Annotated in this window: 20 protein-coding genes and 1 riboswitch; of the genes, 11 read left to right on the top strand and 9 right to left on the bottom strand. The window is 70.9% G+C overall.

Annotated features, from left to right (window positions below):
• Positions 1-10: 10 nt before the first annotated feature.
• The 3 genes from metF (at position 11) to RIU97_RS40510 (ending at position 3,204) form a co-directional block, all read left to right on the top strand.
• A complete protein-coding gene (gene metF, locus RIU97_RS40520; protein ID WP_404962504.1) occupies positions 11-964 on the top strand; it encodes a methylenetetrahydrofolate reductase [NAD(P)H] in 954 nt (317 codons plus the stop codon).
• A gap of 5 nt (positions 965-969) precedes the next feature.
• A complete protein-coding gene (gene ahcY / locus RIU97_RS40515) occupies positions 970-2,361 on the top strand; it encodes an adenosylhomocysteinase (RefSeq protein ID WP_404962503.1) in 1,392 nt (463 codons plus the stop codon).
• A gap of 213 nt (positions 2,362-2,574) precedes the next feature.
• On the top strand, positions 2,575-3,204 hold the full coding sequence (locus tag RIU97_RS40510) for a DUF1772 domain-containing protein (protein ID WP_404962502.1): 630 nt from the start codon (positions 2,575-2,577) through the stop codon (positions 3,202-3,204).
• Between the two features lie 193 nt (positions 3,205-3,397).
• Here RIU97_RS40510 and RIU97_RS40505 read toward each other — a convergent pair whose 3' ends face one another.
• On the bottom strand, positions 3,398-3,895 hold the full coding sequence (locus RIU97_RS40505; protein ID WP_404962501.1) for a DUF1772 domain-containing protein: 498 nt from the start codon (positions 3,893-3,895) through the stop codon (positions 3,398-3,400).
• A 161-nt stretch (positions 3,896-4,056) separates the two neighbouring features.
• Positions 4,057-4,626, bottom strand: coding sequence for a nuclear transport factor 2 family protein (locus RIU97_RS40500; RefSeq protein ID WP_404962500.1), 570 nt, complete (start codon positions 4,624-4,626; stop codon positions 4,057-4,059).
• A 2,115-nt stretch (positions 4,627-6,741) separates the two neighbouring features.
• Between RIU97_RS40500 and RIU97_RS40495 the strand changes: the two genes are divergently transcribed.
• Positions 6,742-7,308: a hypothetical protein gene (locus RIU97_RS40495; RefSeq protein ID WP_404962499.1), complete on the top strand. Its 567-nt coding sequence runs from the start codon at positions 6,742-6,744 to the stop codon at positions 7,306-7,308.
• Positions 7,309-8,202: 894 nt separating this feature from the next.
• On the opposite strand, the gene RIU97_RS40490 is transcribed toward RIU97_RS40495, so the two are convergent.
• A complete protein-coding gene (locus tag RIU97_RS40490) occupies positions 8,203-8,646 on the bottom strand; it encodes a transglycosylase SLT domain-containing protein (protein WP_404962498.1) in 444 nt (147 codons plus the stop codon).
• A gap of 1,726 nt (positions 8,647-10,372) precedes the next feature.
• Positions 10,373-11,197, bottom strand: coding sequence for a hypothetical protein (locus RIU97_RS40485; RefSeq protein WP_404962497.1), 825 nt, complete (start codon positions 11,195-11,197; stop codon positions 10,373-10,375).
• Between the two features lie 671 nt (positions 11,198-11,868).
• On the opposite strand from RIU97_RS40485, the gene RIU97_RS40480 reads away from it, so the two are divergent.
• The 3 genes from RIU97_RS40480 (at position 11,869) to RIU97_RS40470 (ending at position 15,298) form a co-directional block, all read left to right on the top strand.
• A complete protein-coding gene (locus RIU97_RS40480; protein ID WP_404962496.1) occupies positions 11,869-13,113 on the top strand; it encodes a sensor histidine kinase in 1,245 nt (414 codons plus the stop codon).
• Complete coding sequence (locus tag RIU97_RS40475; protein WP_404962495.1) at positions 13,110-13,811, top strand: response regulator; 702 nt, start codon at positions 13,110-13,112, stop codon at positions 13,809-13,811. Before RIU97_RS40480 ends, RIU97_RS40475 begins: the two co-directional genes overlap by 4 nt.
• 272 nt (positions 13,812-14,083) lie before the next feature.
• Entirely contained in the window at positions 14,084-15,298 is a 1,215-nt protein-coding gene (locus tag RIU97_RS40470; RefSeq protein ID WP_404962494.1) for an alpha/beta hydrolase, read from the top strand.
• Positions 15,299-15,422: 124 nt separating this feature from the next.
• Here RIU97_RS40470 and RIU97_RS40465 read toward each other — a convergent pair whose 3' ends face one another.
• The 3 genes from RIU97_RS40465 to RIU97_RS40455 all read right to left on the bottom strand — a co-directional run bounded on the left by RIU97_RS40465 (position 15,423) and on the right by RIU97_RS40455 (position 17,491).
• Positions 15,423-15,854 (bottom strand): hypothetical protein, encoded by a 432-nt coding sequence (locus RIU97_RS40465; protein ID WP_404962493.1) that lies wholly within the window; start codon positions 15,852-15,854, stop codon positions 15,423-15,425.
• Entirely contained in the window at positions 15,841-16,293 is a 453-nt protein-coding gene (locus RIU97_RS40460) for an Ohr family peroxiredoxin (RefSeq protein WP_404962492.1), read from the bottom strand. The genes RIU97_RS40465 and RIU97_RS40460 overlap by 14 nt, the downstream gene beginning before the upstream one ends.
• Before the next feature lie 74 nt (positions 16,294-16,367).
• Positions 16,368-16,429: riboswitch (guanidine-III (ykkC-III) riboswitch) on the bottom strand.
• A 54-nt stretch (positions 16,430-16,483) separates the two neighbouring features.
• Positions 16,484-17,491, bottom strand: coding sequence for an AraC family transcriptional regulator (locus RIU97_RS40455; RefSeq protein ID WP_404962491.1), 1,008 nt, complete (start codon positions 17,489-17,491; stop codon positions 16,484-16,486).
• A gap of 262 nt (positions 17,492-17,753) precedes the next feature.
• On the opposite strand from RIU97_RS40455, the gene RIU97_RS40450 reads away from it, so the two are divergent.
• The 3 genes from RIU97_RS40450 to RIU97_RS40440 all read left to right on the top strand — a co-directional run bounded on the left by RIU97_RS40450 (position 17,754) and on the right by RIU97_RS40440 (position 20,808).
• Positions 17,754-18,530, top strand: a complete 777-nt coding sequence (locus RIU97_RS40450) for a type 1 glutamine amidotransferase domain-containing protein (RefSeq protein ID WP_404962490.1) — start codon at positions 17,754-17,756, stop codon at positions 18,528-18,530.
• Between the two features lie 163 nt (positions 18,531-18,693).
• Complete coding sequence (locus RIU97_RS40445) at positions 18,694-20,634, top strand: hypothetical protein (RefSeq protein ID WP_404963107.1); 1,941 nt, start codon at positions 18,694-18,696, stop codon at positions 20,632-20,634.
• 12 nt (positions 20,635-20,646) lie between these two features.
• Positions 20,647-20,808 (top strand): hypothetical protein, encoded by a 162-nt coding sequence (locus RIU97_RS40440; protein WP_404962489.1) that lies wholly within the window; start codon positions 20,647-20,649, stop codon positions 20,806-20,808.
• Positions 20,809-20,925: 117 nt separating this feature from the next.
• On the opposite strand, the gene RIU97_RS40435 is transcribed toward RIU97_RS40440, so the two are convergent.
• Both RIU97_RS40435 and RIU97_RS40430 read right to left on the bottom strand, forming a co-directional pair.
• On the bottom strand, positions 20,926-21,276 hold the full coding sequence (locus RIU97_RS40435) for a cupin domain-containing protein (protein ID WP_404962488.1): 351 nt from the start codon (positions 21,274-21,276) through the stop codon (positions 20,926-20,928).
• 71 nt (positions 21,277-21,347) lie between these two features.
• Positions 21,348-21,989: a TetR/AcrR family transcriptional regulator gene (locus RIU97_RS40430; protein ID WP_404962487.1), complete on the bottom strand. Its 642-nt coding sequence runs from the start codon at positions 21,987-21,989 to the stop codon at positions 21,348-21,350.
• 158 nt (positions 21,990-22,147) lie between these two features.
• Between RIU97_RS40430 and RIU97_RS40425 the strand changes: the two genes are divergently transcribed.
• On the top strand, positions 22,148-23,356 hold the full coding sequence (locus tag RIU97_RS40425) for an NAD(P)/FAD-dependent oxidoreductase (RefSeq protein ID WP_404962486.1): 1,209 nt from the start codon (positions 22,148-22,150) through the stop codon (positions 23,354-23,356).
• The last annotated feature ends 17 nt before the right edge of the window (positions 23,357-23,373 follow it).

Raw genomic sequence — 23,373 nt, 5'->3', positions numbered from 1 at the left:
GGAGTCCGACATGCCGGCTGCCCTGGCCGCCACCACCGACCGCCCCCGCACCTCTGCCCCCGCCGCCCCTGGTGTCCGCGAGCTGCTGTCGAAGGGCCGGCGGACCTTCTCCTTCGAGTTCTTCCCGCCCAAGACCGACGCCGGGGAGCGCACCCTGTGGGCGGCGATCCGCCGCATCGAGCCGTTCGCGCCGTCCTTCGTCTCCGTCACCTACGGGGCCGGCGGCTCCTCCCGCGACCGGACCGTGGAGGTCACCAAGCGCATCGCGGCGCAGACCACCCTGCGCCCGGTCGCGCACCTGACGGCGGTGGGGCACTCGGTCGCCGAGCTGCGCCACATCATCGGCCAGTACGCCGACGCGGGCATCCGTGACGTGCTCGCCCTGCGCGGTGACCCGCCCGGCGATCCGAAGGGGCAGTGGACTCCGCATCCGCACGGGCTGACCCACGCCCACGAACTGGTCACTCTGATACGGCAGCTGGGTGACTTCACGGTAGGGGTCGCGGCGTTCCCCGAGCGGCATCCCCGCTCGCCCGGCTGGAGCCAGGACATCCGGCACTTCGCCGCCAAGTGCCGGGCCGGCGCCGACTACGCCATCACCCAGATGTTCTTCCACGCCGAGGACTACCTGCGCCTGCGCGACCGGCTCGGCGCCGTCGGCTGTCTGACACCGGTCATCCCCGAGATCATGCCGGCCACCGATTTCCGCCAGATCCGGCGCTTCGCCGAGCTCAGCGACGCCCGTTTCCCGGCCGCACTGGCCCAGCGGCTGGAGGCGGCGAAAGACGATCCGACGGCCGGCCACCGCATCGGTGTCGAGTACGCGACCGTCATGGCCGAGCGTCTGCTCGCCGAGGGTGCGCCGGGCCTGCACTACATCACCCTCAACAAGTCCACCGCGACTCTAGAGATCCATCAGAACCTGAACGTCAGCCACAGCCCAGCCACCACCACCACGGAGTAGAACCCATGGACTTCAAGGTCGCCGACCTCTCCCTCGCGGAATTCGGCCGCAAGGAGATCACCCTGGCCGAGCACGAGATGCCCGGTCTGATGTCGATCCGCCGCGAGTACGCCCCCTCACAGCCGCTGGCCGGGGCCCGCATCACCGGCTCCCTGCACATGACCGTGCAGACGGCCGTCCTGATCGAGACGCTGGTGGCGCTCGGCGCCCAGGTGCGCTGGGTGTCCTGCAACATCTACTCCACCCAGGACCACGCGGCCGCCGCCATAGCCGCCGCCGGGATCCCCGTCTTCGCCTGGAAGGGCGAAACACTCCAGGAGTACTGGTGGTGCACCGAGCAGGCCCTGACCTGGCCCGGCCACACGGGCCCCAACATGATCCTCGACGACGGCGGTGACGCCACCCTCCTGGTCCACAAGGGCGTCGAGCACCAGAAGGCGGGCACCGTCCCGGACCCGTCCACCGCGGACAACGAGGAAATGGCCCTGGTCCTTAACCTGCTGCAGAACACCTCCATCGACTGGACGGCGCTCGCATCCGGCATCCGCGGCGTGACGGAGGAGACCACCACCGGCGTCCACCGCCTCTACGAGATGCACCAGGCCGGCGCTCTGCTGTTCCCGGCGATCAACGTGAACGACGCGGTGACGAAGTCGAAGTTCGACAACAAGTACGGCTGCCGCCACTCCCTGATCGACGGCATCAACCGTGCCACCGACGTCCTCATCGGCGGCAAGACCGCCGTGGTCTTCGGCTACGGCGACGTCGGCAAGGGCTGCGCCGAATCCCTGCGCGGCCAGGGCGCCCGCGTCATCGTCACCGAGATCGACCCCATCTGCGCACTGCAGGCCGCGATGGACGGCTACCAGGTCGCCACCCTCGACGACGTCGTCGAGAGCGCGGACATCTTCATCACCACGACCGGCAACAAGGACATCATCATGGCCGCCGACATGGCCAAGATGAAGCACCAGGCCATCGTCGGCAACATCGGCCACTTCGACAACGAGATCGACATGGCCGGCCTCGCGAAGACCGACGGCATCGTCAAGGACGAGGTCAAACCGCAGGTCCACACCTGGAAGTTCCCCGACGGCAAAGTCCTCATCGTGCTGTCCGAGGGCCGTCTGCTGAACCTGGGCAACGCCACCGGCCACCCGTCCTTCGTCATGTCGAACTCCTTCGCGGACCAGACCCTGGCCCAGATCGAGCTCTTCACCAAGCCCGAGGAGTACCCGACCGACGTGTACGTGCTCCCCAAGCACCTCGACGAGAAGGTCGCCCGCCTCCACCTCGACGCCCTCGGCGTCCGCCTCACCACCCTGCGCCCCGAACAGGCCGCCTACATCGGCGTGAACGTCGACGGCCCCTACAAGCCGGACCACTACCGCTACTGACCAGCCCCTGACCATCCCCTGACCGGCCGCTGACCAGCCGCTGACCGGCCGCTGACCAGCCGCTGACCGGCGGCCGAAAAGATCGGGCCACCGGCTCTCGAGGTTCGCTCGAGAGCCGGTGGAAAGCCCATGGCCGGGTGTCCCCGGGAGTGTCACGATCGGATGTCCGTGCCGAAAGAGCAGTGCTCCCACCACCCCAGACGAGGATGTCCCATGAACCCCAACCCGGCCGGCAGCCCCCAGCATTACTCCGCCGGAGGCCCGAGCCCGTACCAGACCCAGCCCGGCCCCTACACCCCACCCCAGCCCCAGCCCCATTCCCCCGCGCCGGTGCCCGCCGGGCGCGGAAAGGCGGCCACCGCGCTCCTGCTGGTCTCCACGATCCTCATGGGATTGATGGCCGGCCTCTTCTTCGCCTTCGACGTCTCGGTCATGCCCGGTCTGGCAGCGGGCGACGAGCGCACCTACGTCACCGCGATGCAGAACTTCAACGCGGCGATCGACGGCAACGGACTCTTCGGCATGGCCTTCGTCCTGGCCCTGCTCGCCTCCGCCGCCTCCGCGATCGTCGAGTTCCGCAAGGGACGGCGCACCGTGGCGATCTGGGTCGCGGCGGCCACCGTGGCCTACTTCCTCGTCCTGATGATCACCTTCTCCGTGAACATCCCGCTCAACAATCAACTCGCCGACGCCGGTGACGCGGCGAAGCTCACCGACTTCTCGATCGTCGACAAGTTCAAGAGCACCTGGGTGACCACCAACATCATCCGCACCCTGCTGTGCACGGTGGCCCTGACGGCCCTCTCCCGTGCCCTGGTCCTCTACGGCCGCGCCACCCGCTGAACCGCGGCCCGAACCCTCCCCCCCACACACAGCACCGCGAAGTCCCCCGGCCACCGGGCCGGGGGACTTCGCGCATCCCGCCCCCGGCCGGCCGGGGGGACGGCCGGCCGGAGGACAACCAGAGGAACAACCAGACGGGACAGTCAGACGGGACAGCCAGGGGGGTGGGGTCAGCCAGGAGGGGTCAGGGGGGTCAGCCGGTCTGGCCGTGCAGGTACAGCGCCCAGGACAGGAAGCCCACAGACGCCGTGCACAGCAGGGTCCGCCACACGTTCGCACGGGACCAGGGGCCCTCGAAAGCACGCCGGACGGCTGCGGGGTCGGGGATCCGGTCGGCCGGACCGGCCTTCTCCAGCATGTTGTTGAGCGGAATGTTCACCTTGTTGGTGACACCCATCGAAACGATGTAACAGACCAGGGCCGCGATCAAAGGCACCAGCACGTCACGGCCGTCGGAGGGAATGTGCAGGGCCAGAGCCAGCGCCGTGAACAGGAACGCCCCGATGTAGCCGAGGACGAACCAGCCGTTCAGGATGGCCACGTTGATGCGCTGCATGACCTCGATGACCGTACGGTCGTCGGTGCGCTTCAGACCCGGCATCACGGAAACGGAGAAACCGTAGAAGAGGCCACTGACCAGTCCGGTGGTGAGCGTGGCGGCGATGAGCGAGGCCAGGCGTGCGGTCTCCATCGTGCGTCCCCCTGTTCGTCCGTCCGCCAAGTCTGTCGGTCATCGATTCTTCGGGAACGGGTCATCGAATCGTCAAGTCATGGGGATCATACGGGCGCGAGGGCCGGCGGCGGTGGATCGCTCCAGCCGCCTTCGAGCGGTTCTCGAGCGGCCGGCCCCCCTCACCGGGCGGGCGGCGTCCAGCCCGCGGGCAGCCCGGACTGCGACAGGAGCACGGCCAGGCCGTAGCGATCCCGGCCGAAGACGATCCGCCAGTGACCGCGGCCGAGGCCGAGGACGGTGGTCATCGCCACCGCGAAGGGCTGGGGCACACCCCTGAGACCGCCGGAGCAGACGGCCCGGACCGTGACCCGGTCCCCCCGGACGCGGGTAGCACGGACGGCGACGTGAACGCCGTCGATGAGGCTGCCGGCCCGGGCCCTCCACCCGACAACCTCCCCCCGCCCGCGGAAAGTGACGGCCACGGCCCCGTCAGTGCAGATACCGCCAGCGGTGAACAGGGCCCCCAACGCCCGGGGATCGATGCCGTTCCAGGCACACGCCCACGCCGCAACGATCCCCGCCACGTGCCGGCCGGCGCCCGAAGCACCGTGGGCAGGGCAAGAACCGGAGACCACGACGGCAGCGGCGACGGCAGCGGTAGCGGTAGCGGTGGCGGTAGCGGTGGCGGTAGCGCACAGGGCTGCGGCCGCGGTCAGCACCGTCACCCTACGGATCGGACGGAATACCATGACTTGCTGCCCCTTCAGGAGCGGGCACGCGGATGTATGACACACAGCCTCCGCCCAGGCCCTGTCCACTCACCACGCCCCACAGAACGGGCCCCTGCCCACCACTGTCCACGCCTGCCCAACAAACCCGTACCGGCCGCGCACCCTCCGCCACCGCCAAACCCGTCCCAGCCGCACAGCACAACCCCCACAACCCCGGCTTCCCCGGCTTCCCCGGCTTCCCCTGCTTCTGCGTGAACGGGTCCAGGACCACGGAGGCGGGCAGCGCCGCAGCCATGTCGCAGGCGCAGACCCCGGGCCGCACCCAGACGAACCAGTTCCCAGCGGCAACGACGGTGTACCGGCAGGCCCGACGCCCTGCCTCAACCCACGTCACCGGCATCCTCCCGGCTGCACCGGGCCGTGCTCAGCACACAGATCTGGCTGCACACAGTCGTTCCGCGGAGCCACACCCCGCACGTCGCGTCCGAGCCGAACTCGTTCCCCACGCGCACACCATCAGCCAGAGCGGCGATCACCTCCTCACCCGCGGCATACTCGGCACCGGCCCGGACCTGGCCCCGCACCAGCCTCAACGCCCCGGCCCCCCGGCCCCCGGCCCCCGGCCCCCGGCCGCCGGCCGCCGGCGACGAAACCCCCGCCCTCAACACCAGGACCCCAGCCAGCAGCAGCGGGACGAACTTCCGGGAGCGCATGAGCCGGTCGGGGAGCCGCGGCCTCCTTGACCGCCTCCAGGCCGCAGACGGCGGCCAGGCCCTCGCCCGTACGCAGGACACACGCCGTGTCCACACCGGCCTGCAGGAGGGGCCCGTGAGCGAGCCCGGCCTCAACAACCCCGCCCGCAGCGCCCGCAGCGGGCGAGGGCGAGCGAGGGCGCCGGAGCGGGGGATGACGGCCGGTGGTCAGGCCGGGGTCATCGGCAGCGGTTCGCCACCTACATCGGGGGGACACTGTTCGCGGTGGCCTTCGCCTTCCGCGGGCAGCCCGCGTGGAGGCCCGGCGTCCGGTCGGGCGTGAATGCGCACCCTGGCCGCCGCGCGCGCTGGTCGTCGGCCTGTGCGTGGCGATCGCGCTGGCCCCCATGACGCAGCGCTGGGACTGGCTGTTCCCGATCCCGGGCACCCGCAGCGGATGCGAGGGGCTCAGCAGGTACGAGGCCATCCGCACACAGGCAGCCGTCGCGGCCCCGGCCGTTACGCGACAGCGCCGCCCGGGCGTACAGCCAGGAGGCGCAAAGCCGCCGCCGAGTGCCACGACGACGCTGCGGCTGCCTCTGTACGGAGCCGGGGCGGCCCTGCGGGTGGGCGCAGGCGCCTGGTCCCCCGGCCGCAGCCGGTCAAGGAAAGACTCCGGGCAGGACTCCTCCTGGCCGAGGCCGGCAGGCACCTGGTCCCCCGCCGCAGCCAGTCAAAGAAAGAATCCGGGCGGGGCTTTTGCCTGGCCGGGGCCGGCGGGCGCAGGACGCCGGCAACCGGCCGGACGCAGACTGGCGGCCCCGGCGCAGGCTGCCGGCCGGACGCAGACTGGCGGCCCCGGCGCAGGCTGCCGGCCGGACGCTGGGCTGGCGGCCCCGGCTGGCGGCCGGCGGCCGGCTGGCGGCGGCTGGCGGCTGGCTGGCGGCGGCTGGCCGCTCTCTTCCCCGGCCCGGCCCGGCGGCGCGTCTGCGTCACCTGCCGTCTCCCACCCCCTCCCCTGCCGTCTCCTTTTGCCGGGCGGGGTCGGCGCCGGGCGGTACGGGCTGACCGCCCCGGGGGCTGCCGGCCGGCGCCGCGTCACCCGCGTCCGGGCGTGTGCCGGGGGTAGGGCGCGGCCCGTGTCCGGGGATCAGCGTGACCTCGTCGGTTACGGCGCCGAGCCGCCGCATGCCGCCTGGCGGCGGTGCCCGTGTCGCGGTCAGTCTTGTCCTGGACTACGAGGAAGGCGCAGAGCAAAGCGTTCTTGAAGGCGACCGCGGCTCGCAGGGATTCCTTCACGAGGCCGTCGGTGCGCCGCCCGTGGTGGGCGGCCGTGACCTGAACGCCGAGTCGATGTTCGCCTGGTGCGCGCGCCGGTTTCTGGCGCATCCACCGCACGCCCACCGCGCACCGCGCGCCGTGTACGCGGTAGGGCGGGCCCTTGAGCGCAACCGGCGCGGCGCGGGCGACGGGCGCCGCGGGCTGGGAGGTGGCGGGCCACGGCTGGCGCTGGATCGACTACCGCCACGTGCCCCAGGACGTCGAGCGCGCCGGCATCGCGCGTACGGTCGCCACGATCGAGCACCTCGTGGGACGCCGGCCCGTCGGCTGGTACACCGGCCGGACCAGCCCCGCCACCCGGCGCCTGGTCACCGAGGAGGGCGGTTTCCTCTACGACAGCGACGACTGCTCGGACGACCTGCCGTTCTATCTGGAGACGGGCGGCCGCCCGCACCTCGTGGTGCCGTACAGCCTGGATGCGAACGGCTTCAAGTTCCTGATCGTCCACGGCTTCACGACGGCGGACGCAATGCTCGCCTACCTCATCGACACGTTCGACACCCTCCACGCCGAGGGCGCCGGCCGGCCACGGAGGATGAGCATCAGCCTGCACTCCCGGATCATCGGCCGGCCCGGCCGTATCCGCGCCCTCGACGGCTTCCTCACCCACCTCACGCAGCGGGGCGGGGCACCGGTCACCACCCGCGAACAGATCGCACGCCACTGACTCACCACCCACCCCCACGCTGAACCCATCCGAAACCCCGAAAACCCCCCGGCAACCCAGCAGACCCGGCGACGGCCCGGCAGCCCGGCAGCTGTGCGGCCCGGGGAGCTCCGGAGGCCCAGGGGGCCGGGGAGCTCGGGGCTCCGGAGCCGGAGACCCGGCAGCTCGAGGGCCCGGCGGCCCGGCAGGTCGACAGCCCGGCCCAGCGGCCCAGCGGCCGAGCGGCCCGGCAGCTCGACAGCTCGACAGCTCGACAGCTCGACAGCCCAGGCTCGGGGACTCGCCCCGCAGCCCGGAGGGCTCGACAGCCCTGGGACCCGGAGGCTTGGGGGGCCCGGAGGGCCGGAGGGACGACGGCCCAGCGACTCGACGGCCCAGCGGCCCGGCAGCTCGACGGCCCTGCCCAGCGGTCCAGCGGCCCGGCGGCCCAGCGGCCCAGGGGCCCGGCGGCTCGACAGCCCAGGGGCCTGGGGGCTCGCCCCGAAGGCCCGGAGGGCTCGGCGGCGCCCCGGCAGCCCTGGGGGCCCGGCGGCCCTGGGGACTCGGCGGCCCGGGGGACTCGGCGGCCCGAGGGGCTCGCGGCTCGGGGGCTCGGCGGCGTGCGGGCCCGGCAGCCCGGCCGCCTTGCGGCCTGGGAGCCGGGGCTCCGGAAGTCCGAGGGGCTCGGAGGCCCGGAGGCTCCGAGACTCGGGAGGCTCGGGTCGCTTGGGAGGCTCGGAGCCCCGACGGCCCAGGGAGGCCCGGCGGCCCGGGGAGCCCCGGCGGCCCGGGGAGGCCCGGAGGCCCGGGGAGGCCCGGGGGGCTTGGGGGCCCGGGGCGGCTGTGGACGCGAGGACGCCCGGCCGGGAAAATCCCGGCCGGGCGTCTTCGTATACCGGCTGTGTGCCCGGCGGTTTAGTACCAGTGGTTGGCGGACCAGAAGTTCCAGGCGCCGACGGGGCTGCCGTAGCGCTCGTTCATGTAGTCCAGACCCCACTTGATCTGGGTGGCCGGGTTGGTCTTCCAGTCCGCGCCCGCGGAGGCCATCTTCGACGCCGGCAGGGCCTGAGCCAGGCCGTAAGCACCGGAGGAAGCGTTCGTCGCGGTGTAGTCCCAGCCACTCTCATGCGAGATGATCTTGTCGAAGGCAGCGAACTGGGCCGGGTCCTTGATCATCTGCTGGGCGATCGCCTTGGCGCTCATCGGGGCAGCCTGCGCGGGAACCGCAGCAAGCATGGAACCGGCGACGCCCAGGGCGAGGACGGAACCCGCGAGGGCCTTCTTAGAAGCGGCAATGCGGCGGATGACAGCGTTGGACACAGATAGACCTTCCGAAGGGAACAAAGACCGTCGCGGCATGCCGAAGACATACGTGAACCACTCACAGATACAGAGGGGATCCGCAGGCAGCGGGTGAAACACCCGTGCCGCCCGGCGACACATCCAGTTCTACCCACGACCCGACCCCCTGGCAACGACCCCGCCTACTAGCCCACCTCGCAGCCAGCCACCCACCCCCCACCACAACAGAAGCAACCCACACCGGCAGAAAAGCGATCCATACAGGCAGAAACCGGCACAAGGAGACTGTCGCAGGCCCTCCACCGCCTACTACCCCAGCTCGTATGTGACGTGCGCCCTATGGGACGGCTCACCCCCACACCACCCCAACCTCACCCAACGTCACCCCACACACCCCCCAACACCCCAGCCGAAACATCGGAACCACACCAGAATCAAAGGGTGCAGACCAGCCGAAACCACCCCTCCGCACCCACCACACCGCAGACGCCGCATCGCCGTACCTGCCGCACCCACCACACCGCACACACCCGCCGCACCCGCGCACCCGCCGCACCCGCCGCACCCGCCGTACCCGCCGCAGCGCACCCGGGCCTGACCCACACACCACCACACGGCCCCACCAGCCCCCGCCACCACCCACCCGCCACCCCGGCCACACAGCCCCGGGCAGACCCCCGCCGCCCAGCCACCACCCCCACCCGGGAACAGCAACACCACCCCCGCTGCCGCCACCGCCACCGCCCGGGAACAGCAACCCCCGCACGCGCGAGAGTCACACAGCAGACGAGGAGCCGGCGGGCATCAAACAGAACCCAGCGGCCCGCCCAACACCCCCGGCACAGCCGAACAGCATGAACACGCCACAACCACCACCACACCGGACCAGACCGCCGCCCGCACACCGGCCCGCACACCCACCCCACACGGACACCCACACGGCACCGGCACACCCCAACCAGAGCCCCACCCACCCAACACAGGAACACCCGACACCAAAACAGCCGGGACAGCAGACGCCGGAACGGCGAGCGCGGAAACGCCCGGCACGCGGACAGCACACGCGGGAACGCCGGGAAACGGAAGGCAAGCACAGGGACAGGCGGGCGCGGCGGGCACGGGAATACCCGGCGCGGGGACGGAGCCAGAGAGGAAACGGGCAGGAGAGGCGGTGAAGCGAGCAGCGGGCAGCGGGCAGCGGGCAGCGGGCAGCGGGCAGCGGGCAGCGGGCAGCGGGCACTGTGAATGAGACCCACGACCCACACCAAAACACGCCCCGGTGAGCTCGCGACGAACCCACACCGGCCTCCCAGCACGACCGCGCATCCGAACGACACGGCCCCGGCATGACCACGACCGATGGACCACGCCCTGTCGCCGAGAGGCGGACGGCCCACCGCATTCACTGCAACGTGGGCAGGTCACCCGCGAAGAGCAAGCAGTCCCGGCGTGCAGGTGGACTCGTTCTGTCGCTGATCCTGTGACGGTTAGCCGTCGAAGCGCTTCCAGTCGATCGGGAGGTCGGCCAGCGGGGCCAGGGCGCTTCGGTGGGTGGCGCCGCCCCAGGCATCGAACTCCTCGCCGTCCTGGGTGCTGACACGCATGACCAGGCCGCGAGCCACATAGAAACGGGTGGGAGCCCAGGGCCAGAAGGGTCGCAGGGGCACAAGGTGCAGCGCTTGGGTTAGATGGTCGACCTGTGGTGCCGTGAGCCTGCGGGACAGGGCCAGGTATTCGGCGCCCATGGAAGCCTCGAAGAGAGAGAACTGGATCAAGAAGCCGCTCAGCGGTCCTGTTCTGCAATCGGCTCCTCGTCGAACACACGGAACCAGACAGTCGGATCGGCCTCAGGACCGTCATGCGTCCCCAGGAGCGACCAGAAGAAGCCGCCTTGGTTCTCGACTCCGAAGACGAGCATCTCCCCGAGAGAGTCGGTGTGCAGGTCCGGCTCGGGCAGGATCCGGTTCTGAACTCCGAGGATCCCTGGCCGCTTCTCCGCGAGCCGGTAGAGCTGTCTCAGTCCACCAGGCAGAGGGAACACGGTCCGGGTGGACGGCGATTCAGTGTCGGCGACGGCGGGGTACCAGCCGGTGACGAATTCCTCCAGCGCTGCCGCACGGTCGCCATTCACATGCCCGAGCCACTCCAGGCCAGGAAGATCCACGGAGGAACGGGGCGGACGCAACCGGTCCAGGAGGTCCCTGGCCAACGGTGAATCGAAAAGCAGTTCGCAGTCGGTGAGAACACCGTCGGACGTGCCGGCCTGGCTCACCTGGGCGGTGCCCAGGTACAGGACCTCTTCCTCCACGCGGACCGCGATGTGGATCGGCAACGAGCCTTCGTCTGTGCCCCACGGCGACCCCATGAGCCGCTCGGTCACCGGTGCCGGGGCTGGCCCGAACAGACGGACCTCCTCCGCGTTCCACACACCGCTCCTGGCTGGGTCGTCGCCCGCTTCCGCGATGATCAGCATCCCTGAAGGACCCATGACCACGCTGGCACCACCCACCGTGAAGCGCCCGGCCATCGCCAGGTCGCCAACCAGGCCGGGTATGCGCTCCACATCGAACACCAGCGCCGGAATCACGGCGGACACCTGATCAGTCACCCCCGCATCATCCTCGACGGGCACCGGGCACCCAAATGCCAGTGCTGGCTGGCGGCCACCACGAGATCGGTGCTGGCGCTCCGCCATCCGTACATCGATACACACCTTCGCCAGCACGCCGACACGTGGAGCCAAAACAACTTCCTACGCCCCGTGGAGCCACTTCACCCTCCCGTGGCGGAGCCCAAAGAAGTGCCCACAGACTGTGAGATGAGGCGAATTGACCATTCCAGGTGCGTGGGGCACCGCGGGCAGCACATGCGACATCACGTCAGCACCCCGGACCGTGGCTGGGTGGGCGCAGATGCCTGCGACACAGCCGGCGCAAGACGGCACAGCGCAGAACTCACTCCATGACGCACGTCAACAACACCACGTTGATGGCAGGTTGCTGTCGCTGACCTGCTTCATAGGCGTCTCGTCCCTCTGCAGAGCTACCTGCTGATGTGGCTCTCCAGCGGGATGCAAACCAAGGATGTGCTCCGTAGCGTCGATTGCGGACGAACATGTGGATGGAAGGCGTCATGAACGAGTGAAACCAAGCCGCACAGCTGAGTCGGGGGGCAGGCCGCCTTCGTCACCACGCCACTCCGTATCGGCACGTTCGCCGAAGGCCTCGCTTCCGGACGACCCACCCCACCGGAGTGCTTGCGATGGCCGATAATGACCACGTGCCCGAGACGACCGCTGCGATGGCAGACCGCCCCAGCCTTCGCATTCTGCGGGCTGACCTCATCACCACACGACGCTGCCCTATGCCGCCGCTGGCCTGGCCCCGCTGGCTACGCTGGCTGCCCCACAGCCTCGTGTGCCTCGCAGCCGTTCTGACGGCCGCCGCGGCGGGGGCGACCGACCCGATCGTGGCCGTCGGGCAGGCGGCCATGCTGGTGGTGGCACTGCGATGGCCGGCGTCCGCCTGGTGGCTGTCGACGGCCTTCGTCACCGGCATCACGTTGGAGTATCCGCCCGCCCACGACATTCAGATATATGTGTGGATGGTGCACGCCGGAGTTCTCTTCCTTCTCGCGCTGCGGGTGCGCTTGTTCTCGGCCATTACTGCGGCCGTGCTCAGCAGTGTGCTGGCTGTTCTGCTGAAGCTGTCCGGCGGCACCGTCGGCTCATGGAAGATGATCACCGGGGCCCTCGCCCTGTTCGCTCTGGCCGTGCTCATCGGAGCCGTGGTACGCGGCCGCCGCGAGGACCATGCACGCCTCACCGAGCAGATCGCCGCCACGGCCCGGGAACGGGCGTTGCGCACGGTCCTGGAGGAACGCACCCGGATCGCCCGCGAGCTGCATGACGTCGTGGCCCATCACCTGTCACTCATCTCCATCCAAGCCGATGCCGCGCCCTACCGGGTCCAGACTCCCCCACCGGAACTGGTCACTGAGCTGGCGTCGATCCGCGCGAACGCACTGGAAGGGCTGGCCGAACTGCGCCGCATGCTCGGCCTTCTGCGGTCGAACGGCCCCGGCGGCAGCACAACCGGCACCAGCCCGCAGCCCTCGCTGGCGCAGCTCGATGGGCTGCTCGGCAACGTGCGAGCTGCCGGCCTGCACACCTCCACCCGGATCGAGGGCACTGCCCGCCATCTGCCTCCGGGCGTGGAACTGTCGGCCTACCGCATCATCCAGGAAGCCCTCAGCAACGTTCTGCGCCATGCCCCCGGTGCCGAGGCGAGCATCGAACTCACCTACGCTCGCGATGCATTGTGTCTGAGGGTCGTCAACGGGCCTGCCACCCTCTCCGCTGCCCCCATACCCGGTTCCGGGCACGGTGTCATCGGCATGCGGGAGCGCACCGCCATGCTCGGCGGCGACTTCGCCAGTGGCCCCACCCCCGACGGCGGCTACGAGGTCAGCGCGGCCCTGCCCGCCTCTCCTTCGCGCGCTGCCGGCAAGGAGACCTACGCATGACCATCCGTGTGCTCATCGCCGACGACCAGGCCATGGTCCGGGAAGCCTTCTCCGTACTGCTCGGCGCCCAGCCCGACATCGAGGTCGTTGCCACCGCCGAGGACGGCACTCAGGCCGTCGCCAGGTCCGAGGAACTGGCACCCGACGTGATCGTGATGGACATCCGGATGCCCGGTCTCGACGGCATCGAGGCCACCCGTCAGATCACGTCCGCCCCCGGAACGGCAACGAAGATCCTCATCCTGACCACCTTCGACCTCGACGAGTACGTCTACGAGGCCTTGCGCGCCGGGGCCTCCGGTTTCCTACTCAAGGACGCCTCTGGCATCCAGCTCGCGGAGGCCGTAAGGGTGGTGGCTCGGGGTGAGGCTCTGCTCGCACCCGACATCACCATGCGACTCGTCGCAGAATTCTCCCGCGTGAGTCCCGGCGCCAGGCCGCCGACCGGGGTGCGCATCGACGCCCTCACCGACCGCGAGACCGAAGTTCTCGCACAGGTGGCACAGGGCCTCTCCAATGCGGAGATCGCCCAAGTGCTGGTCGTCGCCGAGGAGACGGTCAAGACCCACGTGGGCCGCATCCTGCGAAAGCTGCAGCTGCGCGACCGCACCCAGGCCGCCGTCTTCGCCTACGAAACCGGACTGGTCGCCCCCGGGAACGCTGCCCGCTGGACACCCTCGCTGCGAACCGCCCCGTAAGCCGGCGACCCATGCCGCTCCCAGCCTCTGGACAGCCCCGGCCAGCAGGGGCATCCCGCAGTGCCTGCCGCCAGTTGGCACGTCGCGTCCCGCAGCAGGGTTTGGGATCACTCGTCCGGTCGCTCCCCGTATCGCGGCGTAGCCCTGGAGAGCTACGCCGCAGGTTGGCCCCTCCGGGGGACGCGGATCACGGGCCCTGAAAGCGAACCTTGTGGCGTCCCGTTCGGGAGCACATCCGTCTCCCGCACCCCGCACTCCCAAGGAACGCAGCCATGTCCGTAGCCCAACGCCCGGCACCCGCCTCGCAGGCCACTTCTCGCGGCAAGACCATGAAGTTCCTACGTGTCGGTGTCGCCTTGATCGCCTCCGTCTTGGCCTTCCTGACAGCCGTGATCATGCTGGGCGCATACTTTCCGGCCATACCCAAGGCCGGCGTGATCGGGCCGGTCATCGGCGGACAGTACCCGTTCCACCTGGCGATACTCGCCCTGGCCGGTGTCGCTCCGGGGGCCCTGGCTTGGCGTAGCGGCCTGGTGCGCTGGGGGCGCATCCTCACCGCGGTGACCACTCTGTCGACCATCGCGGCGCTGGTCATCAGCGGCATTCAGTTCGCCGCCGCGAGCGACGCCGGTACGAAGGTCTCCTTCAGCCAGGTGTTCACCCAGCTCGCCTCCCCCAGCGGCGCCACCCCGGATGCGACCCAGATCTATGCCACCCGTGACGGCGAGTCACTCGAGGCGGACATATACCTGGCCAGGAAGAGCCAGGGCAGCAAGGCACCGGCCCTTGTGCTCGCTCATGCCGGGGGCTTCCACACCTTCGACAAGAGCGACCTGCGTGGCACCGGCCGTTGGCTGGCGGAGCACGGTGTGGCCGTGATAGCCGTCGACTACAGCCTGGCCTCCCCCGACCGCCCCACGTGGAACAAGGCCCCGCAAGACCTCATGACCGCCCTGGGCTGGGTGCAGGACCACGCCGACCAGTACGGCATCGACAGCTCGCGCATCTCGCTGGGTGGCATGTCGGCCGGTGGCACGCTCGCCATGAACACCGCCTACCGCCTCCAGAACGGCACCCTGCAGGCCACCGGCGGCACCACTCCCAAGCCCCCGTACTCCGTCGTCGGCTTCTACCCCGGCACCAACGTCAGCACCATGTGGGAGGACGACATCGCCGGCACCCGTGAGGCCGCAGAACTCTTCACCGGCGGCACACCTGCCCAGTACCCCGAGCGCTACCGCGAGGTTTCCCCGACCACTGACATCCAGAAGGGACTGCAGCGCACACTGCTCGTCGTGGGAGACCGCGACCGCAGCGCCCCCGCCGAAACCATCCAGGACTTCGGTGCCTCGCTGCGAGCCCATGGCGTCGACACCACGGTGAAGGAACTGCCCTTCGCCGAGCACGCCTTCGACGACGTCTACGGCAGCCTCACCTCCCAGACCAGCCGCCGGATCCTCCTCGACTTCCTTGGCAATGACACGTAACGCTGCCATCCGGGACCGTACTTGCCTCACCGTTCAGCCGCAGCCGCCGGCCCCGGTTCAGCAGGTGTGGTGTGGAGCCGGCATGGCCGCTGACAGCCATCGCCGCAGGACCACCGCCGGGGGGTCACAGGCGCCAGTACGTCCCCGCACGGGAATCCACGTGCACCACGTGTCGGCCGACGCACACCACGTGGTGGTCCGGGCCGGACCAGGAGCCGGTGGCGCCGGCTGCGCCGGAGAGCGGGGTCCAGATCTCCAGGAAGGTGCTGCCGTCCGGGTTGCTGCCCCGCTCAACGAGGTTCGCACCCTCCCACCGGAAGGTGCCGGTGTCTTCGCCGGGCTCGCCCGTGAGGTGGTGAAAGTGCACCTGGGAGCCGTCGAAGGACGTCGTACCGGCGAAGCCCCGGCTGTCGGCGTAGTACGACCCGGCCTGCAGCCACACCACTTCACGGTCCTCGAGAAGGGGTCCGCCGTTGCGGCTGATGCCGCGCCGCAGCCACGCGCCGTGATCGGGTACCGGGATGCCGGCCGCCGACACCGGCTCAGGCACGGTCATCGGTGGCGGGGTCGTCTACGGCCAGGAAGGTCAGCGGTACGTTGCCGCGTACTGCCTGCGAGTACGGGCAGACCGCGTCTGCCCGGTGCAGCAGGGGCTGGAGGTCCACCGCCCGCCACCCCGGCAGGCTGACGGTGAGGGCCACCGCGAGGCCGTAGCCCGCGGGCGTGTCCGTGGTGCCGAGCTGCACTTCGCAGGCCACGTGCGCGGCGGAGGCATCCGCCCCGAACTCGGCGGCGACCTCCGCGAGCGCGGAGGTGAAGCAGGCGGCGAAGCCGGCCGCGAACAGCTGCTCGGGGTTGGTGGTGCCGGGCACCTTCTTGCGCGGCGGAGCGAGGCGGACGTCCAGGCGCCCGTCGTCCGTGCGGACGGATCCGGTACGGCCCCCGGCGGCATGTGCGGTCGTCCGGTACAGGCTGCGGGTGAGTGGCACGGTCATGGGTTCGGCCCATCTTGCTCGACGAGGGCACTGCCCGGGTGCGGACAGCGGACGGCGCTGCTCATGCAGTACCGCGCGCGTCGTCGTGCGTAACCGGGTACGGCGCATCTCGTCCGGGGCCTTCGATCCGGCCGCCGGACAATCTAGCAACGGTGGCGGCCGGCCGGGGCCTCGCCCGCGGTGAAGTTCCTCACCCGCTGGACTTGGGCCGGTACCGGATGCGGTAGGCCCCGGGCGGCATGCCCTCCCACCGGGTGAAGGCACGGACCAGGGCCGTCGCGCCACTCAGGCCGACGAGGGGGGCGACCCGGTCCAGCGGCAGGACCGTGGTCTCCAGCAGCCGCCTGGCCCGGCCGTGGCGGGCGGCGTCGAGGAGCGCGCGCCATGACGTGCCCTCCGCGTGGAGGGCCCTGCGCAGGGTTCGGACGCTGAGGTTGAGCTCCTTGGCCGGACCTTCGGGGCCCGCGTCCTCGAGCCCGGCCTGCTCCAGCCACTGCCGTACGCGCTCGGCCACGGTCGCCGCAGCGGCCACGGACAACTGGTGCAGGAGCCGGTCGGCGTAGGCCCGGTGCAGGGCGTTGAGCGCCGGATCGTAGAGGGGGCGGCGCCTGTCGAGGTCCTCGTCGGCGACGGTGATCGCGTTCTCCGGAGCGTCGAAGGTGACGGGGCAGCCGAGAACGCGGGCATAGGGCTCGGCCGAGCCCGCGCGGGGGTGGGCGAACGATACGGCCAGGGGCGCCCAGTCGTCGCCCGCGAGCCAGCGGGCCGCCCGCACCATGCTGCTGACGACCGCCTCCACCTGCTGGGGGCGCATGGCGGCCGGGCCGACGGTCGGCCGGTAGCGGATCCGGCCGACGCCGCCGCGACGGTGCAGGGTCACCGTGCCCGCCTGGCTCACCAGGGAGTGGTAGCGCTCGGCCGCCTGCGCTGCGTCCGCGAGGCTGGCGCAGGTGAGGACGAGGTGGCCCAGGATGTGCAGGCCTTCGGGCCGGATCCGGTCGCCCACGAGGAGCCCGGTGTGCGGCCCGGCATCCCGGGCGTCCAGCACCTCGTCCCACAGGGCGCGCATCTCGCCGTACTCCAGCCGGTCCGTGGGCAGGGCCCAGGAAGCGGACGGCCCGCCGTCGCCCTCTGCCGTCGCGCTCAGGACGGCGAGGGCGTACGACGCGGTGACGGAGGGCGGCTCGGTGGTGGACACGGCCGCCAGTCAATGCGGGCACACCACCCCCGTCAATACCGTCCGCCGCCGCGGGACGACCGCCGGGGGGTTCGAGGAGTCAACGCATTGGCCGCCCGAGTGAATGACGGGGCCGCGGGCCGCTCCTAAGGTCGGCCTTCGGACACCGAGGGGATCAGGGTCCCTCGGAGCGCCGGGATGCCGGGGATCCGGAACGTCCAGGCAGGCCGGGGAAGCCGGAGAAGCGCGCTGCCCTGATCACCACCGCTCAGAGGAGTACTCCGTGATTCTCTTCCTGCTCCCCGCAGGCGACTACGACCCGACCGAGGCGGCGGTGCCCTGGGCAGCATTGCGGGACGCCGGCTTCGAGGTCCGGTTCGCAACGCCCGGCGGGAAGGTCGCGCTCGCCGACCCCCGGCTCACGGACCTCGGCTTCTCCTGGCTGTCGCCCTGGCTGATGACCCGCCGCGCCGAACTGGCCGCCTACCGGCGCCTCACCGAGGACCCCCATTTCCTCGCCCCCTCCCCGTACGCGGATGTCGACCCGGCCGAGATCACGGGCCTCTTCGTGCCCGGCGGCCACGCCGCGAGCATGCGGACGCTGCTCGAGGACGCCACCGCCCAGCGGCTGTTCGCCCGGATCTTCGTTCAGGGGCTGCCGGTGGGGGCCGTCTGCCACGGCGTACTGCTCGCCGCCCGGGCCAAGGATCCCGTCACCGGGCGCTCGGTCCTCCACGGCCGGCGGACAACGGCTCTGACGTCCCTGCTGGAGTTGACGGGGTGGAACCTCACCCGGTTCTGGCTGGGCCGCTACTACCGCACGTACCGCACCACCGTGCAGCAGGAGGTCACCGCGGCGCTCGCCGACCCGCGCCACTTCCTCGCCGGCCCGTCGCTGCCCGTCCGCGACACCGCCGCCCGGCCCGGACGCGGCTTCGCCGTCAAGGACGGCAACTACGTCTCCGCGCGGTGGCCCGGGGACTGCCACCGCCTGGCGGCGGAGTACCTGGCCCTGGTCCGCGCCCATGCGGCGGGAACGGTGCAGCACCACTCGGGTTGAGCCCGGCCCCCCGCATCGCGCGCGGGCCGGCGGCCGGTGGCCCGCCGAAGACCATCTCCGCAGTGTCATGAACGCTTTCGTGAAAGGGATGGGAGGGATGGGGATGAATCGACGAAGAGCTTTCGGACGACGCCGCTACCTGTTAATCGGCCTGGTCCTCGCGATGGTCACCCTGGTACTCGGCCCCTCGGCCGCCGGCGCGTCTGCGGGCCCGCAGTGGTGGGAGCCCGTGGCGCGCCCGGCCCCGGACTCGCAGGTCAACGTCACCGGGGAGCCGTTCACCGGGACCGACGCCCAGGGCCGGGTCCGCGGATACGTCGACGCGCACGTCCACCTGATGTCCAACGAGGGCTTCGGCGGACGGCTGGTCTGCGGAAAGGTCTTCTCCACGGCGGGGGTGACGGATGCTCTCAAGGACTGCCCCGAGCACTACCCGAACGGCGTCCTCGCCCTCTTCGACATGATCACCAAGGGCGGTGACGGCCGGCACGACCCGAACGGCTGGCCGGCGTTCCGCGACTGGCCGGCCCATGACTCCGCCACCCACCAGCAGACGTACTACGCCTGGGTGGAGCGGGCCTGGCGGGGCGGCCAGCGGATCCTGGTGAACGACATGGTCACCAACGGGGTCATCTGCTCGCTCTACTTCCTCAAGGACCGCGGCTGCGACGAGATGACCGCGATCAGGCTCCAGATCCAGAAGACGTACGAACTCCAGGCCTACGTCGACGCCATGTACGGCGGTGCGGGCAAGGGCTGGTTCCGGGTCGTCACCGAGCCCGACCAGGCCCGCAAGGTCATCCAGGAGGGCAAGCTCGCCGTCGTCCTCGGGGTGGAGACCTCCGAACCGTTCGGCTGCAAGCAGGTGCTGGACAGCTCCCGCTGCACCATGGCCGACATCGACCGCGGCCTGGACGAACTGCACCGGCTGGGCGTGCGCAGCATGTTCCTGTGCCACAAGTTCGACAACGCCCTGTGCGGAGTCCGGTTCGACTCGGGCACCCAGGGCATGGCCATCAACGCCGGCCAGTTCCTGTCGACGGGAACCTTCTGGAGCACGGAGCCCTGCCCCGGCCCCGAGCACGACAACCCGATCGGCTTCGGGCTCACCGCCGGGCCGGCGGCCGAGGGCCACGAGCACGCAGGCGCCACCGGGACGACCGAGAACACCAGCGGTACCGGCGACACCGGCGACACCAGCGATACCGGCGACACCGGAGCGTCGCAGGCGGAGGCGGAGGCCCGGATTCGGGGCGCCCTGCCGGAAGGGGTCGAACTCCCGCAGTACGGCAACACCTCGTTGCAGGCTGCGCAGTGCAACCGCCGGGGCCTGACCGCGCTGGGCGAATACGCGGTGCTGGGCATGATGAAGCGCAGCATGATGCTGGAGATCGACCACATGAGCGTCAAGGCGGCGAACCAGGCGCTGCGCGTGCTGGAAGCCGAGCGCTATTCCGGTGTCCTGTCCACGCACGGCTGGATGGACGAGAACTGGACCGAGCGCGTCTACCGCCTGGGCGGCTTCATCACCGGCCACATGTACGAGGCTCCCGCGTTCACCGCCGAGGCGCGCAAACACGCCGCCCTGCGCACCAAGTACGGCGCCGGGTACGGCATCGGCACCGACATGAACGGCTTCGCCTGGCTCCCCGGCCCCCGGGCTGCGGCCGGAAACCCCGTCCGGTACCCCTTCCGCAGCCCCGACGGCGGGTCGGTCCTCGACCGGCAGGTCACCGGCTCGCGCGTCTGGGACGTCAACACGGACGGCGGCGGCACGCACTACGGCCTCGTACCGGACTGGATCGAGGACATCCGGGTGACCGGCGGCCAGGACGTGGTGGACGAGCTCATGCAGGGCGCCGAGGGCTACCTGCACACGCGGGAGGGCGCCCGTGGCCACACCACCCCCTACACACCCTTGGTCCGCGGCTACCGCCCCCACGCCGGGCACCTGGCCTCCTCGCGCCCCCTGCCGGCCGGGTTCACCCATGAGGCCGTCTGGAAGGTGCTTCGGGACCCCGCACCCGGCACGGTCCGGCTCTACGAGTGCAAGGCGGCGGACCACTCGTTGCTGACCCCCGATCCGGGGTGCGAGGGCCAATAGCCCCTCGGCGCGGTGGGATACGTGTACACCAAGGCGGTGCCCGGCTCGGTGCCCCTCTACCGGTGCTACATACCGTCCGTCTTCGACCACTTCGTCTCCAACAGAGCCGACTGCGAAGGGCCGTACTCGAAGGAGGGGCTGCTCGGCTACGCCATGCCAGTGACCACGCCGTAACGGCAAGCGTCAGGGTGCCCCCGACACGTGCGGCCCGGGGGCACCCCCGCGTTGGTCCGGGGCAGGGCAACGCCTGGCTGCAGCGCGGAACGCCCGTCTCCGACGGCCCGGGGGCGCTCAGTCCAGCACGATCATCAGGGCCTCGAAACCGGTGCTCGTGCTGCTGGAGTGCCCGGTTCCCGTCGTGTCCTCGACAAGCAGCAGATCACCGGGGCGGGCGATCACCGTCTCACCGGACGCCGTCACCTCGCACTCTCCCGAGATCATGACCACCAGGCGCCGCCCGGCCTCGGGCTGCTCCGGGTGGCCGCCTCCGGCCGGTGCCCGAACCACCGTGCACGCCGACGCCTTCAGCGGCGCAGAGGCACTCAATTCGCCCGGGCCAGGCACCGCCGGCACCAGCCCCGGCTCCCAGGACTCGAATCGGGCGGCTCCGTCAGGCCCCGCGTACAGCCGTCGCAGCGTCATATCCCCACAGTAGGTGACTGCCCGTCACCCTCCACGGATCTCCGCTCCCGACCGATGCCGTCCCAGTCGTCCTACGGGGTCCCTGCCTCGTGCTCCCTGATCGCAGCCTCCACCAGGGCACGTGCGGCCCAGGTGATGGCCTCCTCTTCGGCCTGCGGGTCGAGGCCGCGCACGTCACGCAGGGCGATCTGCGCCTCCCAGCCGACCACGATCGTCAGCGCCGAGATCAGGCGTCGGAACGCCTCCTCGCTCAGGGTGTCGCGGAGCGGTGCGCAGGCCTGCTCCAGCCACTCGACCCGGCGGGGGCCTCGGCGGGGGCCGGCCGGCTCCTGAGTGCCGTTCGTCGGGGGATCGACCGTCAGCCGGATCAGGCGGCGGCCCAGGGGCAGCGATTGCGGTGAGTACTTCAAGAGCGTCCTTATCAGCGCGTCCACCCGGGCCGCGGGGTCGTCGGCGAGCGCGGGATCGGCCAGGGCCTCCTCGACCGGGGGCTCGTTGAGCGCGCCGGCGGTCGCATCGATCAGGAGGTGGTCGAGGCTCGGGAAGTACACGTAGACCGTGCGCCGCGAGACGTCGGCGGCGGCCGCGATCTCGTCGATGGACGGAGTCGCTCCCCCGGCGCTCAGCCGGACCGCCGCGTCGACGATCGCCTTGCGCGTGCGGCGGCGCTGCGCTTCACGCCCACCTCGGCGGGCCGGGTCGTCGCTGGTCATCGTGAGCCGTCGCTCTCGTGTCGAGTGAGCGGGCGAATGTCTTGCCGGTTGGTCACCCCATGAGTATATCCTCATGCAGTCGCTGCACAGCAGTGCAGTGAATGCACTGCTGTGAGACACATGTACGCCACAAGCCCACTAGGAACGAAGGACTCTCCATGACTGAGAACAACACCCATGTGGTCGTGATCGGCGGCGGTTACGCGGGCGTGATGGCGGCCAACCGCCTGACGCAGCGCGGCGACGTGACGGTGACGCTGATCAACCCGCGGGCGACCTTCGTCCACCGGATCCGCCTGCACCAGCTGGTGGGCGGGTCGGACAGCGCGGTCGTCGACTACCGGGAGGTCCTGGCCGACGGCGTGCGGCTGGTGGTGGACACCGTGGACCGGATCGACGCGGCCGGGCGCCGCGTGGCGCTGGCGTCGGGCGGCAGCATCGCCTACGACTACCTGGTGTACGCGGTGGGCAGCGGCAGCGCCGACCCGCGCGTGCCCGGGGCCGCGGAGTTCGCCTACCCGATCGGCACGTTCGAGGAGGCGGAGCGGCTGCGGCCGGTCCTCGGCACCGCTGCCGCGTCGGCCGCGGTGACGGTGGTCGGAGCCGGTCCGACCGGCATCGAGACCGCCGCGGAACTGGCCGAGCAGGGCCGCGCCGTGACCCTGGTCTGCGGCGGCGTGCTCGGCCCCTACCTGCACCCGCGCGGCCGGCGCTCGGTAGCCCGGCGCCTGGCCGGGCTCGGGGTGACCGTGCTCGACGGCCCCGGCACGAAGGTGACGGCCGTGACCCGCGACGCCGTACAGCTCAGCGATGGCCGCGAGGTGCCGAGCGCCGTGACGATATGGACGGCGGGCTTCGGAGTGCCGGACCTGGCCGTGCGCAGCGGGCTGGCCACCGACGCGCTGGGCCGTCTGCTCACGGACGAGACGCTGACCAGCGTGGACGACGTACGCATCATCGCGGCCGGGGACTCGGCGGCGCCGTCGGACCTGCCGCTGCGGATGAGCTGCCAGGCCGCGATGCCCATGGGCGCGCGGGCCGCCGACACGGTGCTCAGCCGGATCGCGGGCGAGCAGCCCGAGACCCTCAACCAGGCGTTCGGCGCCCAGTGCATCAGCCTGGGCCGGGCGGACGGCATCTTCCAGTTCGCCAACCGCGCCGACGTCGCCGTGTGGTTCAACATCGACGGCCGGCTCGGCGCGAAGCTCAAGGAGACCGTGTGCACGGGCGTCGTCAAGCACCTCGGCGACGAGGCCGGCAAGCCCGGCGCCTACCGCCTGCACCTGATGTCACGCGGCGGCACCCGCCAGCAGCTCGTCCAGGCCGAGCGCGGCGGGACACCGGTCAGCGTTCAGCCGGTTGGGTAGCCGGTGAGCGCAGCGCC

This window comes from Streptomyces sp. 147326, assembly GCF_045000215.1.
In the GTDB taxonomy this organism is placed as follows: Bacteria; Actinomycetota; Actinomycetes; order Streptomycetales; family Streptomycetaceae; genus Streptomyces.
The sequence above is the reverse complement of the archived record's forward strand: the minus strand, read 5'-3'. Positions and strand labels throughout refer to the sequence as shown.